Raw genomic sequence first — 20,226 nt, 5'->3', positions numbered from 1 at the left:
TATCCCCCTAATATTCATTTCTTCTATTCGTTAATTTTCAGGCCAACTTCAAGCCCATGGAGAAATACTTGATGGTTATCCAAACATAAAAATTGCTGAATCTCTTCAAATTTCATATGACCAACTGAACAAACGCCTAAATTTAATGTCTCAGCAACCATATTTAAGGTAGCAGTGATAATGCCTGACTCAATACAAGCAAATAAATATCCATCTGAACCGTATTTCGGGATGGAAGCGTTCGCATTATAAACCAAATAAACTGAGAAAGCAGATTGAGTAAATAAATCCTGGTTAATTAACTCATGATCACTTTTGATTACTTGATCAATGTTGTTTACAATCACAAGACTATTTTTTGATGGGTTATAATAATAAAACCCAGCTTTTATACCTTCTATACGTTTTGGTTTTATATAAACAAAGATATCAATAGGGTAGAGTCCGCCTGCACTTGCGTAATGATAGTATATTTTTTCTTCCCTAACCTGTTTTAGAGTTGATATGAAATGAGAAAATTCTAAAAAATTAATATGTTTTTTCATATCAAATTGGCGACAAGACCTACGTTCCTTGATTATAGTGGGTAGCTCATTTGTTGTTTCAAGTTGAATTTCGGTTGATCGCGCAGCAACGTGCGTTCGATTAAATTGTTCACGCATATATGTATCTAACTCTTCTTTAGAAAAGCGAATCTGGTTGCTATATGGATTCGGAAAAATCTTTTCTTGTGTGGAAAATACTTCTCTTGGGTGTAATATGTTACTTACTAACACACGATTTTTTATCATAAGCTCTATTGTTTTTTGTGTCTCTTCTATATTTCCTAAAGAAAAGCGCTCTACTAGTTTACTAATTTTTACACCTTTTTGAGCCATAAAATAAAACTCAGGAAACCACTCAGATAGAATGCCTGTAAATCTCATGTCCCCTATCAAAACTTCATTATGCAACTTCTCCCAATGCTTAATAGGAGACCAGTAATAAATTTTCTCGTTCATATAACCCTCCATAAACTTTTAACTTATTTTTGAAATGCAATTTTCTAATCTACAAAAAATATTTTTTAGATTCTGATCCTTGTCTCATAGTGATTATAAATACATGCACTTCAACGAAATTTGAAAATAATGAAATAACTTTTTCTTCATTAATTTTTTTTATTTCATCATAAAAAGTGTTTTTTTATTAGATATTTCACATCCTTTCCCATAGTAATCCTATAAGGTATAAACCATTTAGAATATTAAGAACATTGACGCATTTGCAATGTGAAATTATTGTAATGGATTGGAAAGCAGATGGGTATAGTTATTAAACATATTAATATTGAGAAAGTTTTATTTGTTATATCGATAAAATTTTCTCGTGATATTTATTACATATAGATTAAGAAAAAAATTTAAAATTTTTCTTTTGAAGTTAGTTTAACAATGTAACGTACCATTACATACAAGTAAGTTACTAACATATCGTATTTAAAAAAGAGAAAAGACACCATTTAAGGTGTCTTTTCTCTTTTTTATGCCATATACTTTTTAAGCCTTTTTTATCTTTAAACGATTTGTAGAAATTAATACAACTCGAACATCTAGCCCGTTATATGTTCGAATATGTAATAAAAATTATATAAATTAAGAATGTATTTTAGATAATTTTAATGATAAACATCAAGGTATCTTCGCCTCCTCCTATCATAATAGCAATGTTTCCTTGCCTATCTCTTTTATTAATTTGTAATATAATTACAGTATGTGAAATTATATTACATGAACTTTAAAAGCGAAGTGAAAATAACCGTCACTTCGCTTTTTGCATTTATAATCCGTATTTAAATTACTCAATTCTATATATACTTCCACATTATTTGCTTTTATTTAATTGGTTTCTCCGTTTTTAAAACTAGTGAACTTAATGCAGGAACTTTAATTTTATTATCATGGACAACATAAAGTGTTTTACTACCTGCCTGTTTTCCGTCTACTAGTACTTTCCACGGACCTTTCGATGGAAGTGTTATGTCAACGGCTTCCTTATTTGCGTTGTGAGTCACCATAAAGTATTCATTTTTATTCCCATTTCCCTTTATTGAATAAGCCACAACATTTTTGGGAGTATCCATAAAAGCTATATGTTTTTTTATTTGTTCTGGAGATGTCATTCGAAAAGCTGAGTACTTTTTGCGTAATTCTATTAAGCCCTTCATATATTCTACCTCATTATTAAATGCTGCACGGCGCAACCAGTCCATCTGGTTAATTGAATCAGGAGATTTGTAACTGTTATGATCACCATATTTCGTGCGCATAAACTCTTGTCCTGCATGTAAGAATGGAATGCCTTGTGATGTTAATAAAATTGAAGAAGACAATTTGTGCATTTGTTTTCGCACTTCTTCACTGTCACCTGGATTAGTTAACTCAAGTTTGTCCCATAATGTATGATTATCATGCGCTTCCACATAAGTGAGCACCTGCTCTGGATCTTGATAAGTAGACGAATTTATATCGTAGTCAATGCCTGCCGTAATCCCTTTTTTAATACGGTCTTCCATGTTGTCCTTTCCATTTACAAATCCATTTTCCTTCTCCTCAAATACACTACCTTTTAATCCATCACGTATATTATCGTTAAAATGAGCAATCCCTTTCATTTTCACTGCATTTTTTTGATTTGCTTTCAATTCAGCTGCAAGAGGTGTATTTAAATCCCAACCTTCCCCATACAGTATAATAGAAGGGTCAATTTGATTAACAGCTTTACGTATTTCATTCATTGTTTCATAATCATGAATCCCCATTAAATCAAAACGGAATCCGTCTAAATTGTATTCTTTTGCCCAGTATGTGACCGAATCCACCATAAATTTTCTCATCATTTTTCGTTCTGAAGCTGTATCATTTCCTACTCCAGTTCCATTTGCAAATGTTCCATCTTCATTGTAACGGTAATAATAACCTGGAACTAACTTATGAAAATTAGATTCAGCAGCGTTATACATATGGTTATATACTACATCCATCACAACACGAAGATTATTATCATGCAGTGTTTGAATCATTTGCTTTAATTCAGTTATTCGAACAGTTGGCTCATATGGATTTGTAGAATAGGATCCCTCTGGAACGTTGAAGTTTTTCGGGTCATATCCCCAGTTATATTGTGGTTCGTTTAAATTCTCTTCATTTACTGAAGCATAATCAAATATCGGTAAAAGCTGTACGTGCGTAACACCAAGATCTTTCATATGATCAAGTCCTGTTTTCACATCTTTAGGCCCTCTTGTTCCTTTTTCAGTTACACCTAAATATTTTCCTTTATGTTTTATACCACTTTCGGGCTGAATAGAAAGATCACGTACATGCAATTCATAAATAATTGCATCTTCCGGATTTTTAAATTTTGGCTTTTTGTTTGTTTTCCATTTTTCAGGAGTTGTTTCTTCTAAATCAACAACTGCACCTTTATCTCCATTTACAGAAGCAGCACGCACATACGGATCAACTGCTTCTGTCCACCTATCACCAATTTTCACCTTATACGTATAAAAGAGACCTTTTTGGTTCCCTGTAAGTTCTGCTTTCCAAGTGCCTTTTTCACTTTGTTGCATGTTTATTTCAGTACCTATTTTATCGTTCCATTTTTTATATGTAACTAACTTCGCTTCACTCGCAGTAGGAGCCCATACACGGAACTTTGTATGTTGTGGTGTATATATATTACCTAAATCGTTACCACCATAATAAAATGAATGATCAAACTCCGCACTACGAATGACTTTACCGATTTCGGTATACGTATCAGCTACGTTTTCGATTTTAACTTTGTATGTCTGTTTTAAATCAATTTTCTGTTCCGTAATTATTTTCACCTTATTTGTAATATCTCCACCATTTTTATCAAAAGGATTAATTTCCTTAATTTTAATGCCCTCAATTTCAATTTTCTGTTCCTTACTATTAAACGGAACATTAGTCGTTACAGTGATTTCATTAAAACTATCAATAGTTGCTTTTTGAATTGATAGATCCGAAGAAGGCTTAGAAGTATATACTTTATCATCACCCGAAAGAATCCACACTTCAGCACGACCGTCCTTTATATTTTCAATCCAACGATCGCCACCATCTTTTTCCCACTCATTTGTACGAATAATAAATCCTACACGATTATAGTCATCATCTATATTAATCTTAGCGTACTTTCCAAATTCATCTTCACCAGTAAATTCATATGATTTACCATTCGCATTTTCTCCCCATAACCAAAGGTTCCAATCCTTTGTATTTCCAGACTGTTCTTTGTAATGAATGATAACTTCAGTTGTTTTCGAATTTGAAACTGCCTTTACACTTTGAAAAGAGAAAACAGATGATAACATAACGATTATAGTAAGTAATAAAACTGATTTGTTAATTAATCTTTTTATCATTTGCACCACATACACCCTTTCTTTAAATAGTACGTACAATTTATTATGCTCGTACTAAATTACACTACTTAAATTAATCTAGAACTCTCTTTTACTTCACCCCCATATTGGCTATTTTCACATATGTATTTCAATGATCTTTTAATACGAAAACGTTTGCATTAATGTTTAAAAAAATAGGTTTATTTATGTCTTCATATATTTGTAAATACTAAAAGATCAAGGAAATCATTTTAAAGCAATCGTTTGTTATCGCTTTCATTTTATAGCACTTTCTATTAAGAGGTCAATATATTATTAATTTTCTGTTTTTATACACTTTAAACCTTATATATGTGTCGTAACTTCATAAAGATAGACAACCTAATTATTGCTTAGTAAGTGTATTTTCAATCATACATTGCTGTATAAAAAACAGCTACTATCTTTAAAATGACAGTAGCTGTTTTTCATAACGTAATAATATATGAATGAAAACTATATTTCTAACTTACTTAATTTTTGCTGCATCAAATGCCTTTTGAACTGCTTGAACTTCAGCAGTATTTGCTCCATATTTATTCGTTGCCACTCGAATACATGCTGATCTCAACTCTTTGAAATTAGAAGTCATGTTTAACTCATCTGTATTTGCATAATAGAAGATATCAAACATTTTATCTTCACCAATCCCTTTAACAGTTACACCGTTATGAGTTCCACCTTTTGCAATGAGATACGCAACTTTATTAATAATACTTGAATTAAAATGAACGCCACCTTGATCCCATCCATTAAAATCGTTAAATTCACTGTAATCATCTGGATAAGGTACTCCAAGTGAAGATGGAACAGAAGCCGGGTTTTCCATATCACGGAAAACAGATCCAGTTTGTTCTCCCATAGTCCAGTTAAAACTTCCATTGTTTACGTATTTCTCAATAGATGTTCCCATAATATCAGATAGCGCCTCATTAATCGCACCAGATTCACCGTAATATTCAAGATTAGATTCGCTAGAAGTAACTGCATGTGTAAATTCATGGCCAGCTACGTCGTATGCCTTGACGATAGGATCTCCGTATACAAGCATACTTCCATTATTCGCACTTAATGCATTCTGCCAATTTTTCGGATCATTCGTATCTCCAGAATCCCAAGCGTGTACAACTGAAACTACCTTTTGTCCCTTATTATCAAAGCTATTACGCTTGTATTTATCTTTATAAAAATCAAATACTTTTGTTGCTAAGTAATGAGCACTTACTGCTTTTGGATCGTTAAATGTTGTCGAAGTACTAGTTGCTAATGTACCAGGATAATAGCTTTCTTCTTTAGTAATGTCTCTATAATTCACATCATATGTTTCGATTCCTTGCCCTCTTGTATAATCAGCAAGAGCATATTTGCCATTACTTTGTTGAGAGATTCCAAATGTACGTGATATACCTAAATCATCTTTTCCTGTTCCAGTTAATGATGTAAGATTGCTTTTTTTACTTTTCTTTAATGCTCCAACTAGTTTTTCACTTGCTTTTAAGTTAGATTCTTGTACCATATTTTTTAACATATCACCATTTTGTGCATTTACTAAATAAGTTCCGGAAACATATTTTGGTGTTGCAGCTTCAAATGTAACTTGGTATGCATTGCTAGCTTGTCCATTATTTTCATCAACAAAAATAACTTCTTTAACTTCGGGCTCAGAAATAAAATTGATATCGTTCCCGTACTTCGTATAAATATATTGTTTTGCTTCATCTTTTGATAGATTAATAGTTTTTTTCAATTCTTCTTGTTTTAAATTTTGCGCACTATCGCCTGAAATACTTTTAATAACACCGTTATTATCTACGTGTGCAGTTAATTGATGGCCGTATACTTCTTTTCCTTCGTATGTTTGCTGAATACGTACAAGTGTAGTCCCATCATATGAACCACGTTTTTGAAGAACTTTATAATCTACTCCTGTTTCTCCATTGACTTGCTTTGGAGAAAGAGCTTGTTCTGTTTTCTCCTTAAGAGCATCTTTTACTACATTCTCTGGTGCCTTTTGTGACGGTTGTGTAAGTTCACCCGAACGGAACGATTCTTCCTGAATTTGAACTTGAAGTTGATCTGTTTCCTCTGCATAACCTACTCCGTATGGTGCAACAGCCGTTAAAGCTAAACCTGTTGTTAATGCTACCTTAGTTAATGTCTTTTTGTTTTTCATTTTGTTCACCTCGTATAATTTTTGAAATAGAAAGCTTGTACAAAGTATACTTCCTGTTTCTGTTAAAAAAGGGAAAACGCACAATTTATGTAACATTATGAAAAATTATATAATGTTAGGACAATGATATAAATAAAGAACAACTCATATAAGTGCATTAATTTCAATAAAAAAAGAGCTCCCTAAGGTGCTCTTTACATACGATTATAAATCATAAATGCATTGTGTCATTTATTAGTATATGCTCGTCTCATTTAATTGTTGATTTGGTGATTTCTCTGCACAATAACCCTTAAAAATCGTTAGCTAATACATTGAAATTCTCCGTTACTATTTGATTAGTAAATAATAGAGATAGTTAAGGCCATGAATTTATTTGTTCTTTTTTATTGGCACAAATAAATCAATCTTTACTAACATTGAATAATAATGAAATGCAGCTTACCTGTTATTTTTGTCTAACAATTCAGCTGCATTTTTTTATCATTTAATGATTATTTAGTGCGCTATCCTCATACGGAGGAACGTGCTACTTAATATTTATTAATATATACACCATAAATTACGCGAGAAAATTCTAGATGTATTTCACATAATTCTCTTTTAAAGTTTTCATCCGATCTAATCACTTCCGTTCGTTTATTAAAAAATTACTAACGATTAAAAGCAAATCCTATCAATTCATCATTAAATAAATGTAAAAAATGCCCCTATTCATTCATTTTTCATGCGTATGTATGTACATTTGTTAATTTATTCGATATATTATGTGTATTGAATGATTACGAAAAGCTTATTGGTCGCTAAAAAACACCTTATATTTTTATATCCGAGAAAACTACAAAGTGTATAAAATTCCATTTGTCAAATGAATTTAATGCGGAAGGAGGTTTGTGGTTACTTCATCGGGATATAACCATCAGTTTTGAACTGATAAAAATATAGGAGGCGACATAATGTTTCGTACGATTTCAAATTTCATGAGAGTAGCTGAGATAAGAAACAAAATTCTTTTTACACTAGCGATGCTAATTGTTTTTCGAATTGGCACGTTTATTCCAGTTCCTCATACTAACGCAGAGGTATTAAAAGTACAAGATCAAGCTAACGTTTTAGGTATGCTAAACGTATTTGGCGGAGGAGCACTGCAACACTTCTCAATCTTTGCTGTAGGTATTACACCATATATTACAGCTTCCATCATAGTACAATTACTACAAATGGACGTTATACCTAAATTTTCGGAATGGGCAAAGCAAGGAGAAATGGGCCGAAAGAAATCAGCTCAATTCACTCGATACTTTACAATCATTCTCGCATTCATACAAGCCATTGGGATGTCTTATGGTTTTAATAATATAGCAGGTGGACAATTAATTACAGATCAAAGCTGGACTACATACTTATTTATTGCGACAGTTTTAACTGCAGGTACTGCATTTTTACTTTGGTTAGGTGAACAAATTACCGCTAATGGCGTTGGTAACGGTATTTCGATGATTATCTTCGCAGGACTTATTGCGGCGATTCCAAATGTTGCGAATCAAATTTATTTGCAACAATTTCAAAATGCAGGCGATCAATTATTCATGCACATCATAAAGATGGTCTTAATTGGTCTCGTAATTTTAGCGATAGTTGTTGGTGTTATTTACATTCAACAAGCTGTGCGTAAAATACCGATTCAATATGCAAAAGCTGTTTCAGGAAACAATCAATATCAAGGAGCAAAAAACACTCATTTACCTCTTAAAGTAAATAGTGCTGGTGTAATTCCAGTTATCTTTGCTTCCGCATTTTTAATGACGCCGCGTACAATTGCGCAGCTCTTCCCTGATTCAAGCGTATCGCAATGGTTAGTTGCAAATCTTGATTTCGCACATCCACTTGGAATGACGCTTTATGTCGGTCTGATCGTTGCTTTCACATACTTCTACGCATTTATTCAAGTAAACCCTGAACAAATGGCTGAGAATTTGAAAAAACAAAATGGCTATGTGCCTGGTATTCGTCCTGGTAAATCAACAGAACAATATGTAACGAAAATTTTATACCGTTTAACATTTATCGGTGCAATTTTCTTAGGTGCCATTTCAATTTTACCGCTCGTATTCACAAAAATTGCTACATTACCACCTTCTGCACAAATTGGTGGTACAAGCTTACTTATCATCGTCGGTGTAGCACTTGAAACAATGAAGACGTTAGAAAGTCAGCTTGTGAAACGTCATTATAAAGGGTTTATAAAAAAAGTAAATTAAGTAAAAAACACAGTTGGTTATTTTTCCAACTGTGTTTTTAATTCTACTACATTTCCTTCTCAAATAATTTCCCTTGTTTGAAATAGCTCCGGAGTGTGGATCGATTAGCTAAAAATACACCAACCAAAATAAAACAAGCACCTATTCCCATTGTAGGGTTTAAAGGTTCTCCTAATATGATATATCCTACAATAATAGCAATTAACGGTGATACATATAACCACGTTGACGGGAATACAGGATTTGTTTTTGATAAGAGCCAATAATATAATCCGTGCCCACCAATTGATCCGATAAAGATAAGATATAAAATAGGCCACTGTACACTCCATGAAGCTAATACAGATACATTCGGTTGTTCTACTATGACGGATGCGATTAGTAATAATACCCCTCCGTAAAACATTTGAATACCATTAATGAGAAATGGTGATACACTTTGTAAATCCGAAAGTATTTCTTTTGAGCGAATAGAGCCTATTCCGTAAAATAACTCTCCTATTATTAAAACAAAACAAGCGATACTCCATATGAGACTTACTTCTTGGTGCGTTCCTGGTAAAGAAACAAAAACAACACCTATTAGTGCGATAATTAAAGCAAAAAGTTGCTCTTTTTGTAATTTTTCCTTATTTCTCTTTGCCTGTAATAATAAAATCATCATCGGCCCCGTAGCAGAAAGTACAGCAGCTAATCCTGAAGAAATATATTGTTCCGCCCAGTACAATGTAGCAAATGTCATAAACGTTAAGCAAAAACCAGCATATATAATACGTTTTGAAAATACATGTGGCATAATTTCCTTTCGCTTTAACTTAAATATAATCATCAGAATGACGCCTGCTAAAAAGAAACGAATTCCTGCTGAAAATAATGGGGGCGCTCCTGCTTCAATTCCGATTTTTATCGTTAAAAATGTTGTTCCGAAAATAATACATACTAAAATATAATTGAAAATGACCATTTTTCTTCCTCCTTTTTACTCTTAACATGAGTATAGAAGGTATGGTGTATAACAGTGTATCTATGTATATAACAGTTACTTAAAATTGTAGTTGATTCTCTTTATATTTTTCGCTTTAATAAAATAAAAACGAAAAAGGTGAAACCATGAAGATTGTCCTTCGTAAAGAATCCAACATACCGTATTACCAACAAATATATATGCAAATCGTTGAAAGAGTACAAAGTGGCATGCTTGCGCATGGTGACCTCCTTCCATCTTTACGCTCTATGGCCGAAGATTTGCAGATTAGCCTATTAACTGTTCGTAAAGCATACAAGCAATTAGAAAAGAAAGAATATATACGCATTGAGCAAGGAAAAGGTGCTTATATACATAAACATGTAAAGAAAGATTTCAAACCAATTCCGTACAAATGGCAACAAACGAAAACGATTAATGTTATGCGATCTCAATATGCAATGAATCAGCACCGAAAATATTACGATTTTTCACAAGCGATTTTGTATCCTCGTTTATTGCCAAATCCATTCTTAGCAGACGAAATGCATAAAATACTTCATAAAGACCAGATGATCCTAGCAACTTATGGGCCAGTACAGGGTGATTATGAACTGCGAGTTGAAATAGCAAATTACTTAAGTGAACACCAGAATTTAGTGACCAATCCATCTAAATTATTAATTACAAGCGGAGCACAACAAGGAATTGATTTAATTGCTCAAACATTATTAAAACCTGGTGATATTGTATTAGTGGAAAGTCCTTGTTACAGTGCTGCGCTTGATATTTTCATCAATAAAGGTGCTAAAATTATACCAGTTTCTCTTGATAATCATGGAGTTCGCTCCGACTTAATCGATGATATTTGTCAAAGTAAAAATCCCGTATTATTGTATACGAATCCAACTTTCCAGAACCCGACAGGTACAGTAATGAGTAATGAACGGCGAATGGAACTTATAGAACTAGCAGAGCTATATGAGTTTTTTATAATTGAAGATGATTCTTTCGGAGAAATATATTTTGAGGGTGCTACTATTTCCTCTCCTATCAAAAATTTTGATACGAATGGTCATGTAATATATATAAAAGGATTTAGTAAAACGTTAGCACCAGGATTGCGTATCGCATCTCTTATTGCCGATGGGCCTATTTTTGAATGGTTATATGCTGTAAAAGGTTCAATGGATATCGGTAGTCCTTTATTAACGCAAAAAGCACTCCTTCCTTTTTTACGTGCAGAACGTATGAAAAATCATTTAGAAAAATTACGTACGGCTTTACAAATTAGACGTGATATAACTATTGATATGTTATCACCACTTAAAGAATTACGATTTGAAATACCAAATGGTGGCTTTAATTTATGGATTACACTTCCTGATTCGATAGATCCCTTTACCTTATTACAAAAAGCAAATGAAGTAGATGTCTCTTTTTTACCAGGAACAGCTTGTCTATTAAATACAGATATAAGTAATAACCAATTACGGATTAGCTACTCGATGTTAAATGAAAAAGATATGTTGATTGGTTTAGAGAAATTACATGATACAATACGAAACTGTATATTATAGAAATAACATTACATATCCAATAAGAAATACTATCCAAAATGAAAATGTGACTTTTTGGATAGTATTTTTTTCTGCGTTTTTTGTAGTTCAACTTCACTTTCTCTACAAGCCACTATTTTCATTATCCTCCGACTTTCATTACAATTTTACCTCTAATATGTTGACCTTCACTCAAAATATGAGCTTCTCTAACCCCCTCTTCATTAAACGGCACAACTTTACTTATAATTGGTTTTATTTTTCCGTGTACAATTAATTTTGATAATGCTTCTAATTGCTTTCCGTTTGGTTTTAGCCATAAAAACCCTGATTTTATCCCTTTTACTTTTTGAATTGGCTCATGAACAATCGAAACTAACACACCACCAGATTTTATAATTTGAAAGCTTTTTTCTTGTACTTCGCCACCTATTGTATCTAATACAATATCGAAATCTGATAGTAACTCTTCAAATTTATCTTTTTTATAATCAATAACGAGATCTGCTCCTAAAGACTTTAAAAACTCTTCATTCTTACTACTTGCAGTTGTCGCAACAAAAGCTCCAAATGATTTTGCGATTTGGATTGCCAAACTTCCAACTCCACCAGCTCCAGCATGAATGAGTACTCGGTCATGTTCTTTTATTTTTGCGTAATCTACAAGACTTTGCCACGCTGTAAGTCCTGCAAGAGGAATAGAAGCTGCCTCTTCGAAACTTAGATTAGTAGGCATATAAGATACTAAATCCGATTTTACTGTAATGAATTCAGCATAAGAGCCCTTCCCTATATTTTCAGGTTTCGTAAATACTTTATCTCCTACTTTGAAGCACTCTACCTCTTCCCCAACTTCTTCAATAACCCCAGCTACATCCAACCCTAAAATAATTGGAAATGAAAATCGCAACTGTTCTTGTAAGTCTCCTTTTCTTATTTTCCAATCAACAGGATTAACAGATGTCGCGAGAATACGTATCAATACCTCGTTACCTTTAACAATTGGTTTTATAACTTCTCTTTCTTTTAATTCTTCAACATTACCATATTGATCTATAACAATTGCTTTCATTTCCATTCCTCCTTGCTATTTATTTTAATAACATACAAATATTTCTCAAAATTTTTTGCCTTGAATTATCATAAACTTATTTTTGGGGGTAATTACGTAAGAAGCGTTATGAATTCCGTAAGAAAACGTACACTCACCTTAGAATCACTCAAAACTGTATTTTCAATTACATTCAAAAGAAATGGGGAGAACTCTATGACTGAAAAGATATTTAAAATAAACGGGATTGATATATGTACAGAAAGCTTTGGGAACCCTAAAAACCCAGCTATTTTATTAATTATGGGTGCTACGTGTTCAATGGTTTATTGGGATGAAGAGTTTTGTGAACAGTTAGCTAACACGGGGAAATTTGTTATTCGTTTTGATAACCGTGATGTGGGATGCTCTGTTACATATGAGCCTGGAACTTCCAATTATACAGTTACAGATATGGCTGAAGATGCAATTGGGGTCCTCGATGCTTATCATATTGATAAAGCACATCTATTCGGTATGTCATTAGGTGGAATGATCGCTCAAATTGCTGCTGTAAAACATCCCGAAAGAATTTTAACGTTAACATTACTGGCTACAAGTGTGATAGGCTCTGACGATAACACGCGCGATTTACCTCCGATGGACGAAAGAATTTTAACACATCACGCAAATGGCACGCATTTAGATTGGACAAATAAAAATGTTGTAGCAAAATATTTAGTTTCCGGATCTCGCCTATTATGTGGGTCCAAACGAACATTTGATGAAAAAAGAGTCTATAATCAAGTAAAACAAGAAATAGAACGCGCAAACAATCTATTAAGTATGTTTAATCACGCTTTACTTCAAGGTGATGATGCTTATGAAGGTGTGCTTCACTCCATACAAGCACCTACATTAGTTATTCACGGAACAGACGATACTGCACTCCCTTTTGAACATGGTCTCGCACTTATTGATGAAATTCCTAACTCAGTCCTACTAACCCTTGAAGGCGCAGGACATGAAAATCATCCTGATGACTGGGAAGACATCATTCATGCAGTTATTGAACATACATCTAAAATATAGATAAATAACGAATAGAAGGGGCACACCATAATTTGTGCCCCTTCTATTCGTTACATGTAAAAAAGCCCATCACTGTATCCGTATGTATAGTGATGGGCAATACTTATTTTTTCTATGTTTAAAAAAACGGACAATCTAATTGATCAACAGATTCCCATGATTTTTTTTTTATATTATCGGTGGATTTATTAGCTTCTAGTGGCACATTTTTAAAGGGATTTACTTCGACCTTTAATAAAGATGATGGCTCCACGTATAATGAGAAAACATGGCTACTTGGTATAGCTTTTGACACATCAATATCTCCTACTTGTTTAAAGAGTTGCTGCGCTGCAAAGAAAAAGAAATTGGTTGGGTTTGATTGTTTATTCAGCCATGCAATCATTTCAGGTGATACTGATTTATGAATATTGATTTTTACTCGATCACCACGTTTATATCGCCTAGATCGCATACTTCCACCAACTAACTTATCGTTAAGTTTGTAAATCCTAACTCTTTTTGCTTATGCTCTCTATATTTTGGCGAACAAGTGTAGACTAATAATCCACGTGCATTTGTAAATAATGGATTATCTACAAAGATTACATTTGTTAGTCGTCCTTTTTGTTTTAAAATCATTTTTAAACTGTTTTTAATAATTACTGCGCCCCCGCCATAAATAAATACGTATGGATCGTCTTTCATGTCATCAATTTTGTTTATGATATCTGTTGCGACACGCGCTGCTAAACCTAATAATGCTGGTTGTGATTCTTCAACTAGTAACGCATTTCTTGGGTGCTTTTCATTTAAATAAATTTGGTTAAACTCTGTAATACTATCAATCGTCTTTGTTGGATACTTCCGATTCCATCTTGTAATAATTTGTAGTAACGTTTCTTTCACACCGTATGATAAGCCCTTACTTAGTTGTGGTCTAAAGTTCACACCTAGTGAAACTACTTCTTCTGTCGTCCCTGCACCAATATCAAAAGACAATAAAGTTTTATCAACAAAATCAATTTCTGAAACTTGATTTTGTTCACATTCTATTTTATGTTTCACTACATTTCCTTCTTCATCATATACAATGCCCCACGTACCAGAAGCGCCCTCAGGTAGGCATTTACAATATTCGATTGAAATATTAATTGTCACATCACGTCCGTTAGGATAATGGAACACAACCTTATGATTGCCCATATAACGTTTCGCATTTTCCGCAGCTATTTCTTGTGTAATAAGCTGCATAGGAAGAGCAACAGATAAATCATAACGAATATTAATATGACTAGAAGTTGGACTTTGACGCATAGCACTTACTGCTAAACCAGATAGAATTGTAATAACCATTAACTCATCAGTTGACTTATTTGATTTCTTCTCAACCTCAGTGCCTTTTAATTGATCTTGAATGACTTTTTCCCCAACGATATACCGCACGTTATTTAACATTAGCGATGGAGAACTAATGGTCACGTCAATGTGATTTTCTAATTCAGATAATGAAACATCACTCTCATCTAACAATCCTGTAGGCTCTCCTATATATAAAGAATATATACTCGGAATAAAAATAGGGTCTTGCCCTTTCACCATTAACTTCAAACCGTTATTTCCTGCATCAGCACCAGCTTTTAATAGAATAGACATAACTACCCCCTAAATTAATCTGACATCCCTTCCAAATATATGCGAGCCCATTCTTTTACATTCAAATGTAATGTAATTTTTTATTAATCATAAAAACAAAATATCATGTTCTTGCACCATTTATGTAAAAAGTATTTGACATAAAACTTTTCCAATTTTATACTATGGATGTAAAGAGTTTTTTACAACTATGGAGGTGTTATTTCTAATATGAATCGCAAAAATTTCATTTTACTAACAATCGTTTTATCGTTACTTGGAGTACTTATACATGGAGTCTATAAATACATCTCTGAAGGTGCGATTTTAGGTGGAACAATCTTCGCAAGTGCAATAATAATTAGCTACCTCATCAATCATATTACGTGGGGAGATCCAAACGGAGTATCGGAAGAAAGCCAAGATGAAATGGGACAGCAAATACAATATAAAAGTTTTAAAATTGCTTATTTTGTACTTATATGTCTTATGTTTTTTGTTTTACTATTATCAGAAGGATTTGCATTCCTATTACTCGATGAAATAAAGAATCTTCCTCTTTTTATCGCCCTTTGTTCTTCATTCTTTATTTATCCTAAGATGAGATTTTGTAAAGTGATAATAATGTAATTTAATTCTGATTAAAAAATATAAGAGCCTCGCTACAAATCATATTGTAGTAAGGCTCTTTAAAGTTGTTTAAATTCTAACCTTTTAAATGAGTTTGTAGACAAATTATTGAGATTCTTCTTCTAGAAAATTAAAATCACCATCAATAAGATTCTGTAAATACTCATCAAAGCTGTTTGCAATCACTTCATATTCATCAGGGTCGTGCAAAAAACGAATGATTTGACCACATACACCTTCATCAGAAGGGTTAAAATCAATATAGAGTCTTGATGTTCCACCATTGTTCATACAGTCTGAAAAATGAATATAAGTGCCAGGGAGAAGTCCTTTTGGATTTATCTTAGAATCAACAGCATCCTCTTCATCTTGGTATTCTAAAAGATAGGATACGTCTTCTTCTTCTTTTGAACTTTCGAGCATCTGCTGTGTAGAAAGCAAATAATATGGATACTCTTCAACATCTGAGCCTAAAATACATACCGCAACTTTGTTTTCTCCATATTTCCGCCAATATGTACCATCAATCTTTTCAAGAAAAGAGATTAGTGATTCTGGACAATTTGGATATTCTGACCTTAATGTATCAATATCCTCTTTTGTAGCACCGCACGCTTTATTTAGTGTTTCGAGATCATCTGTTGATAATGCTGCTTTCAAACCATTTAAAAATTTGTTTACCAAATCCATTATTTTATCCTCCCAATAATCAAATATAAATTTTTTAAGTCTATATACCTAACATAAATAAGATTTGACCTTTCACTGTTTTCACCTTTAATTTAATTAGTACCATTACGCTCTAGCTCTTCTCGATTAAAGTATTGTTCTAGTAACTCTTTACCTGTTTTGATTGTAGTATAGTACTCTCCACCATACAGTTTCCCTTCTGATGGATTGTGAAAATCTTCGTATTTCTTGAAGTCTTCATTTTCTTCAAATGATTTCTTTGCAAGTTCCATGTCTGTTGTTTCAATCGCGCCAAAAACTCTACCAATATCAAAAACCCCTTCTTCATCAAAACTCTCTTCTAAAAGATAGTGTTTATCCTCTTCTATAGACGTTATCTTACCTTTTGTAATTGAGTATAGGTGCTTCGTTTCTTCTACTTGTACCATAATAAAAATCCAACCAACTCTTATAACTGTACATGGTGCTAACCCCTCTAATGTAAATGCAACTACCTTTTGGTCTTTCACAAATTTCCCCATCTTACCTACCCCTTAATTCGTTTTATTTTATACTATAACCATAGTCTCTTAAACATTTATCTACCCTAAGTAATACGTCTCTAAGAGTTTTCTTTTCTGTAGATGTTAGTCTATTGTCAATCGTATTCCAATATACTTTACCGTATTTCTTTACATACCCTCAACTATCGCTTTTAATTTATTCACAGTCCGCCAATTTCTTACTGTAGCTGGTGTATGTAACTTCTGAAACTGGTTCATTAATTTAGAATTTCGAATGCTATTTTTGAAAAATAAATACACAACTTTTTCATGAATATAGCAATCTTCAGTCTCATTTTTTTGCATAAGCAGCTGATCTTTTTCTTTTTCAGAAAGTTCATTTGCTAAGAAAGCAACATGTATACTTTCACCTTCTAGCAATGAATCGGCTTCATAAGGACAACTTTTTATAATATTTATAAATTCATCATGTGTTCTTAACATGACTGGAACATCAAAACCAAAAACGTTTTTAATTTCCGATTGTATTCGTTTATTTAAAAAATCAATATCTTTTTCAGATTCGAACACGATATTACCGCTTTGAATATATGTTTTTACTTGTTTTAACTCTATTGATTCAAACATTTGTTTTAAAGTAGCCATTTTCATTACCTTATGCCCACCTACATTGATTCCTCTTAGTAATGCAATATAAATTGTCATATCATTTCTCCTCGTTTAAATGTATTTCCCAATTGATGTAAAGATATTTAATTTTAAAATACCCTAAAACAACCTTGCTACATTTTATTGTAGTGAGGTTCTTGGTGTTTAATTTCATTTAACGAAAGCACCTGTTTGTTGAATAAAAAGTGATTTCGTTATAGAGCCGTTGACTTTTTAAACAAAGGTATGTATCCTCCACTAGGCCCATAAGCAACTCCAATTTCTTCCCATCCATATTTTTCATAATATCCGTTAAGATCTGAAGTAAGATAAAGAAATTGATACCCTCTCTTTGCAGCTTCTAGCAGTCCATGAGTCAACAATTTTGCTCCTACAGAATAGCCCCTAAATTTTTCATTTACAAACAAACATGCTAGCCAAGGGCTCAAATCCTGACGACTATTTAAATCATTGCGAATTAATGCATACGTTCCGATGATCTCATCATCTACTTTTGCAATGTAAAAACACGGTATGCCATTTGGATCAGTTAAAGCATTAATCATACAATCTTCATAAAGGGAAACTTTAATCAGTGGGGGTTTTCTTCATCCCCCACTGATTATTAGCCCTCACCAATCGGACTTTTATGGGCAGTTGATCCCCCACCTAACTTTTTTGCTTTCGCTGAATTTTGAGGTGAGGGTCTTACTGCCCATTAAAGCGGGATAAAATGCACGCCCACCTTCCTCACCCCATTCTTTCCAAAAAACATCTATGGCCTTATTAAATAAGTCATCCTTCTTTAGCAATTGAATGATTTCCATAAAGCTGCGCCTCCCAAAAGTATGAATGAATGATTGTATAACTATAAAAAATAAATGTACTTCAAGTATTTATATTTTTTATGAAACTATCTATAATTTCTTTACTCTTAAATTTAGCCTATTAATATGTATTCTTTGATTGTCTACATAAAAAAACTTACTACTTTGTTATGCAAGAGTAAGTTTTTTTCTCGTTATTTCATGATAGGTAAATGCATTATAATTTGTTGACCAATTGGTCCCATTCTTCTAAAGCCTTTATCTTGGAAGCCGACTTTTTCATATAAATTTTGTGCCGGAATATTTTTTTCATTCACAGCAAGTACAACCTCATTTTTTATCGGAAAATAACGTTTTACAAACTCTTGTAATAAAGCCAATGACTTTTTAGCATATCCTTTTCTTTGTCTATTATGATTTATAGAAAACGAGGTTAATAGCAAAGCATCTTGATTGTCTGTGAATTCCTGTACTCTATCACCTGTTTGCAATGCGAAAAGACCAACAGGTACCCCATTGTAATCTAAAATAACAATCACATTTTTCGTTCGATCATTTTTTGCTTTTTCCAATAATATAGCTGGGTCTGATGTAAATTGAACTTGTTCACTTAGTAAAGTAAATGTTTGTATAACTTCTTTATATTTCTCCTTATACGGAACTAATTGAATTTCCCCTGTATGTATGTTCATGCGAAACTCTCCCATTTTTCAACTTATTAACTTAAACCTTGCTGCTCTTTTGAATGCACTTTTCCATCTAAAAAGGTAATTTCAACTAATGAAGTTGGATCGCTTCCCTTCCAAGAAAAAATTTGTTTAATTTGTGTAGAATCTTCTACACCTTCTTCTATAAGTAAATTACCATCAAAACCAATTAAATCTTTCACTTCTGTATAAGTCATTCCTTCATTTATGTTCGAGAAATGATTTATATTGATAGAATTTTTCTGCTGTCTTTCCATCACAGTAGAAGAAGTCGCTGTTTGTTTTTTCACTTCTTTCTTCTGTTCACACGCTGTCATACTGAAACCTAAGCATAAACTACATACTATTAATGCGCTTTTTTTCATCATAACAGTTGTCCCTCCCATCATAATTAAACCATATATTCCCTTAAAAATAAACTGAATATTAAATATTATATTGAAAAATCCCCGTACATTTTAGTACGGGGTTAGTTTTATTTATTCAAATGATTATTTGATTGGTCATTCTGTTCTTTTCTCAGTTCTTGTTCTTCATCTTTTGGTAATTGTTTATCATTATCTTTAATTGGATTCGTTTCTCGATTTTCAATCATGTCATTTGGAACTTGTGGCATGACTCGACCAACAATTGCTGCTAACTCATCCAGTATACCTTCGCCTGTTTTTCCTTTTTTAATTTGCTTTCCAATTTGTTTCAGTCGTTCATACGTATCAACATCTGCTACAACGACTGCATTAGCACCATCCGGATCATTTTTTAAACTTTCTGCTACAGAATATTTAATGGACTCAACACGAGTTCGATCAAGTTTCGCTTTTACATCAATACCTACAATAGCATATTTTCCAACAACTACGGCCGTTGCATCATTCACACCTGGCACACTCGCGGCTAAAGATGCTAAATGGTCCGCTGCTTTTTCATTTGGCTTATTTGGTTTGTTCGTATAATTAACATTTTTCGTCGAAACATTTTTTTGCTCTGGTTTTTCGTTTGGATTGTCCTTTTTTCCAATACTGCATCCTGTTATAAAAAAGCAAAGCATCAACATGTATATTAGGATTTTCATTAT

Annotated in this window: 18 protein-coding genes and 1 pseudogene; 4 read left to right on the top strand and 15 right to left on the bottom strand. The window is 32.8% G+C overall.

From position 1 onward, the window contains the following. Window positions 1-23 precede the first annotated feature (23 nt). The 3 genes from JDS99_RS01095 to JDS99_RS01085 all read right to left on the bottom strand — a co-directional run bounded on the left by JDS99_RS01095 (window position 24) and on the right by JDS99_RS01085 (window position 6,626). Window positions 24-1,001: a SagB/ThcOx family dehydrogenase gene (locus JDS99_RS01095; protein ID WP_142291754.1), complete on the bottom strand. Its 978-nt coding sequence runs from the start codon at window positions 999-1,001 to the stop codon at window positions 24-26. An 872-nt stretch (window positions 1,002-1,873) separates the two neighbouring features. Further along, window positions 1,874-4,438, bottom strand: coding sequence for a type I pullulanase (gene pulA / locus JDS99_RS01090; RefSeq protein ID WP_199694270.1), 2,565 nt, complete (start codon window positions 4,436-4,438; stop codon window positions 1,874-1,876). A 484-nt stretch (window positions 4,439-4,922) separates the two neighbouring features. Beyond that, complete coding sequence (locus tag JDS99_RS01085; RefSeq protein ID WP_087984479.1) at window positions 4,923-6,626, bottom strand: M4 family metallopeptidase; 1,704 nt, start codon at window positions 6,624-6,626, stop codon at window positions 4,923-4,925. Window positions 6,627-7,582: 956 nt separating this feature from the next. On the opposite strand from JDS99_RS01085, the gene secY reads away from it, so the two are divergent. Next, the gene (secY, locus tag JDS99_RS01080; RefSeq protein ID WP_199694268.1) at window positions 7,583-8,887 is read left to right on the top strand and encodes a preprotein translocase subunit SecY; all 1,305 of its coding nucleotides are present in this window, start codon (window positions 7,583-7,585) and stop codon (window positions 8,885-8,887) included. A 46-nt stretch (window positions 8,888-8,933) separates the two neighbouring features. On the opposite strand, the gene JDS99_RS01075 is transcribed toward secY, so the two are convergent. Further along, complete coding sequence (locus tag JDS99_RS01075; protein ID WP_060486758.1) at window positions 8,934-9,851, bottom strand: DMT family transporter; 918 nt, start codon at window positions 9,849-9,851, stop codon at window positions 8,934-8,936. 146 nt (window positions 9,852-9,997) lie between these two features. Here JDS99_RS01075 and pdxR point away from each other — a divergent pair, with 146 nt between their 5' ends. Further along, the gene (gene pdxR, locus JDS99_RS01070; RefSeq protein WP_199694266.1) at window positions 9,998-11,431 is read left to right on the top strand and encodes a MocR-like pyridoxine biosynthesis transcription factor PdxR; all 1,434 of its coding nucleotides are present in this window, start codon (window positions 9,998-10,000) and stop codon (window positions 11,429-11,431) included. Window positions 11,432-11,552: 121 nt separating this feature from the next. On the opposite strand, the gene JDS99_RS01065 is transcribed toward pdxR, so the two are convergent. Then, on the bottom strand, window positions 11,553-12,482 hold the full coding sequence (locus tag JDS99_RS01065; protein ID WP_048547280.1) for an NADP-dependent oxidoreductase: 930 nt from the start codon (window positions 12,480-12,482) through the stop codon (window positions 11,553-11,555). A 195-nt stretch (window positions 12,483-12,677) separates the two neighbouring features. On the opposite strand from JDS99_RS01065, the gene mle reads away from it, so the two are divergent. Then, complete coding sequence (gene mle, locus JDS99_RS01060; protein ID WP_088608800.1) at window positions 12,678-13,532, top strand: BCA family alpha/beta fold macrolide esterase; 855 nt, start codon at window positions 12,678-12,680, stop codon at window positions 13,530-13,532. 118 nt (window positions 13,533-13,650) lie between these two features. Here mle and JDS99_RS01055 read toward each other — a convergent pair whose 3' ends face one another. Together JDS99_RS01055 and JDS99_RS01050 are read right to left on the bottom strand one after the other, a co-directional pair. Beyond that, on the bottom strand, window positions 13,651-13,986 hold the full coding sequence (locus JDS99_RS01055) for a hypothetical protein (RefSeq protein ID WP_001257747.1): 336 nt from the start codon (window positions 13,984-13,986) through the stop codon (window positions 13,651-13,653). An 11-nt stretch (window positions 13,987-13,997) separates the two neighbouring features. Continuing rightward, window positions 13,998-15,167 carry a ParM/StbA family protein gene (locus JDS99_RS01050; RefSeq protein WP_000025617.1) on the bottom strand — a complete coding sequence of 390 codons (1,170 nt, stop codon included), beginning with the start codon at window positions 15,165-15,167 and terminating at the stop codon, window positions 13,998-14,000. Window positions 15,168-15,377: 210 nt separating this feature from the next. On the opposite strand from JDS99_RS01050, the gene JDS99_RS01045 reads away from it, so the two are divergent. Continuing rightward, a complete protein-coding gene (locus JDS99_RS01045; protein WP_199694264.1) occupies window positions 15,378-15,776 on the top strand; it encodes a DUF2178 domain-containing protein in 399 nt (132 codons plus the stop codon). A 105-nt stretch (window positions 15,777-15,881) separates the two neighbouring features. Here the strand turns inward: JDS99_RS01045 and JDS99_RS01040 are convergent, their stop codons facing one another. From JDS99_RS01040 to JDS99_RS01005, 8 genes and pseudogenes are all read right to left on the bottom strand, one after another. Next, window positions 15,882-16,466 carry an SMI1/KNR4 family protein gene (locus tag JDS99_RS01040; protein WP_097994221.1) on the bottom strand — a complete coding sequence of 195 codons (585 nt, stop codon included), beginning with the start codon at window positions 16,464-16,466 and terminating at the stop codon, window positions 15,882-15,884. 92 nt (window positions 16,467-16,558) lie between these two features. Beyond that, a complete protein-coding gene (locus JDS99_RS01035; protein ID WP_199694262.1) occupies window positions 16,559-16,987 on the bottom strand; it encodes a hypothetical protein in 429 nt (142 codons plus the stop codon). Between the two features lie 150 nt (window positions 16,988-17,137). Continuing rightward, window positions 17,138-17,674, bottom strand: a complete 537-nt coding sequence (locus JDS99_RS01030; RefSeq protein ID WP_199694260.1) for a DUF1697 domain-containing protein — start codon at window positions 17,672-17,674, stop codon at window positions 17,138-17,140. Window positions 17,675-17,832: 158 nt separating this feature from the next. Continuing rightward, window positions 17,833-18,201: pseudogene (locus JDS99_RS01025) on the bottom strand (GNAT family N-acetyltransferase); the annotation flags it as partial. A 63-nt stretch (window positions 18,202-18,264) separates the two neighbouring features. Further along, entirely contained in the window at window positions 18,265-18,444 is a 180-nt protein-coding gene (locus tag JDS99_RS32730) for a hypothetical protein (RefSeq protein WP_472926328.1), read from the bottom strand. Window positions 18,445-18,638: 194 nt separating this feature from the next. After that, window positions 18,639-19,136 carry a GNAT family N-acetyltransferase gene (locus JDS99_RS01015; protein WP_199694256.1) on the bottom strand — a complete coding sequence of 166 codons (498 nt, stop codon included), beginning with the start codon at window positions 19,134-19,136 and terminating at the stop codon, window positions 18,639-18,641. Between the two features lie 26 nt (window positions 19,137-19,162). Next, the gene (locus tag JDS99_RS01010) at window positions 19,163-19,519 is read right to left on the bottom strand and encodes a hypothetical protein (protein WP_199694254.1); all 357 of its coding nucleotides are present in this window, start codon (window positions 19,517-19,519) and stop codon (window positions 19,163-19,165) included. Between the two features lie 107 nt (window positions 19,520-19,626). Beyond that, window positions 19,627-20,223, bottom strand: a complete 597-nt coding sequence (locus tag JDS99_RS01005; RefSeq protein ID WP_048547299.1) for a YhcN/YlaJ family sporulation lipoprotein — start codon at window positions 20,221-20,223, stop codon at window positions 19,627-19,629. Window positions 20,224-20,226 lie beyond the last annotated feature (3 nt).

Source organism: Bacillus cereus group sp. N6 (assembly GCF_016483705.1).
GTDB lineage: Bacteria > Bacillota > Bacilli > Bacillales > Bacillaceae_G > Bacillus_A > Bacillus_A wiedmannii.
This window is presented reverse-complemented; position numbering and strand designations above follow the sequence as displayed.

Bases quoted from the DNA above. Each gene is read 5' to 3' on its own strand.
- JDS99_RS01085 (WP_087984479.1), bottom strand. From the start codon at position 6,626: ATGAAAAACAAAAAGACATTAACTAAGGTAGCATTAACAACAGGTTTA.
- pdxR (WP_199694266.1), top strand. From the start codon at position 9,998: ATGAAGATTGTCCTTCGTAAAGAATCCAACATACCGTATTACCAACAA.
- JDS99_RS01045 (WP_199694264.1), top strand. From the start codon at position 15,378: ATGAATCGCAAAAATTTCATTTTACTAACAATCGTTTTATCGTTACTT.
- JDS99_RS32730 (WP_472926328.1), bottom strand. From the start codon at position 18,444: ATGGAAATCATTCAATTGCTAAAGAAGGATGACTTATTTAATAAGGCC.
- JDS99_RS01055 (WP_001257747.1), bottom strand. From the start codon at position 13,986: ATGCGATCTAGGCGATATAAACGTGGTGATCGAGTAAAAATCAATATT.
- JDS99_RS01005 (WP_048547299.1), bottom strand. From the start codon at position 20,223: ATGAAAATCCTAATATACATGTTGATGCTTTGCTTTTTTATAACAGGA.
- mle (WP_088608800.1), top strand. From the start codon at position 12,678: ATGACTGAAAAGATATTTAAAATAAACGGGATTGATATATGTACAGAA.
- JDS99_RS01010 (WP_199694254.1), bottom strand. From the start codon at position 19,519: ATGATGAAAAAAAGCGCATTAATAGTATGTAGTTTATGCTTAGGTTTC.
- JDS99_RS01035 (WP_199694262.1), bottom strand. From the start codon at position 16,987: ATGGGGAAATTTGTGAAAGACCAAAAGGTAGTTGCATTTACATTAGAG.
- JDS99_RS01040 (WP_097994221.1), bottom strand. From the start codon at position 16,466: ATGGATTTGGTAAACAAATTTTTAAATGGTTTGAAAGCAGCATTATCA.
- JDS99_RS01075 (WP_060486758.1), bottom strand. From the start codon at position 9,851: ATGGTCATTTTCAATTATATTTTAGTATGTATTATTTTCGGAACAACA.
- JDS99_RS01015 (WP_199694256.1), bottom strand. From the start codon at position 19,136: ATGAACATACATACAGGGGAAATTCAATTAGTTCCGTATAAGGAGAAA.
- secY (WP_199694268.1), top strand. From the start codon at position 7,583: ATGTTTCGTACGATTTCAAATTTCATGAGAGTAGCTGAGATAAGAAAC.
- JDS99_RS01030 (WP_199694260.1), bottom strand. From the start codon at position 17,674: ATGACAATTTATATTGCATTACTAAGAGGAATCAATGTAGGTGGGCAT.
- JDS99_RS01065 (WP_048547280.1), bottom strand. From the start codon at position 12,482: ATGAAAGCAATTGTTATAGATCAATATGGTAATGTTGAAGAATTAAAA.
- JDS99_RS01050 (WP_000025617.1), bottom strand. From the start codon at position 15,167: ATGTCTATTCTATTAAAAGCTGGTGCTGATGCAGGAAATAACGGTTTG.
- JDS99_RS01095 (WP_142291754.1), bottom strand. From the start codon at position 1,001: ATGAACGAGAAAATTTATTACTGGTCTCCTATTAAGCATTGGGAGAAG.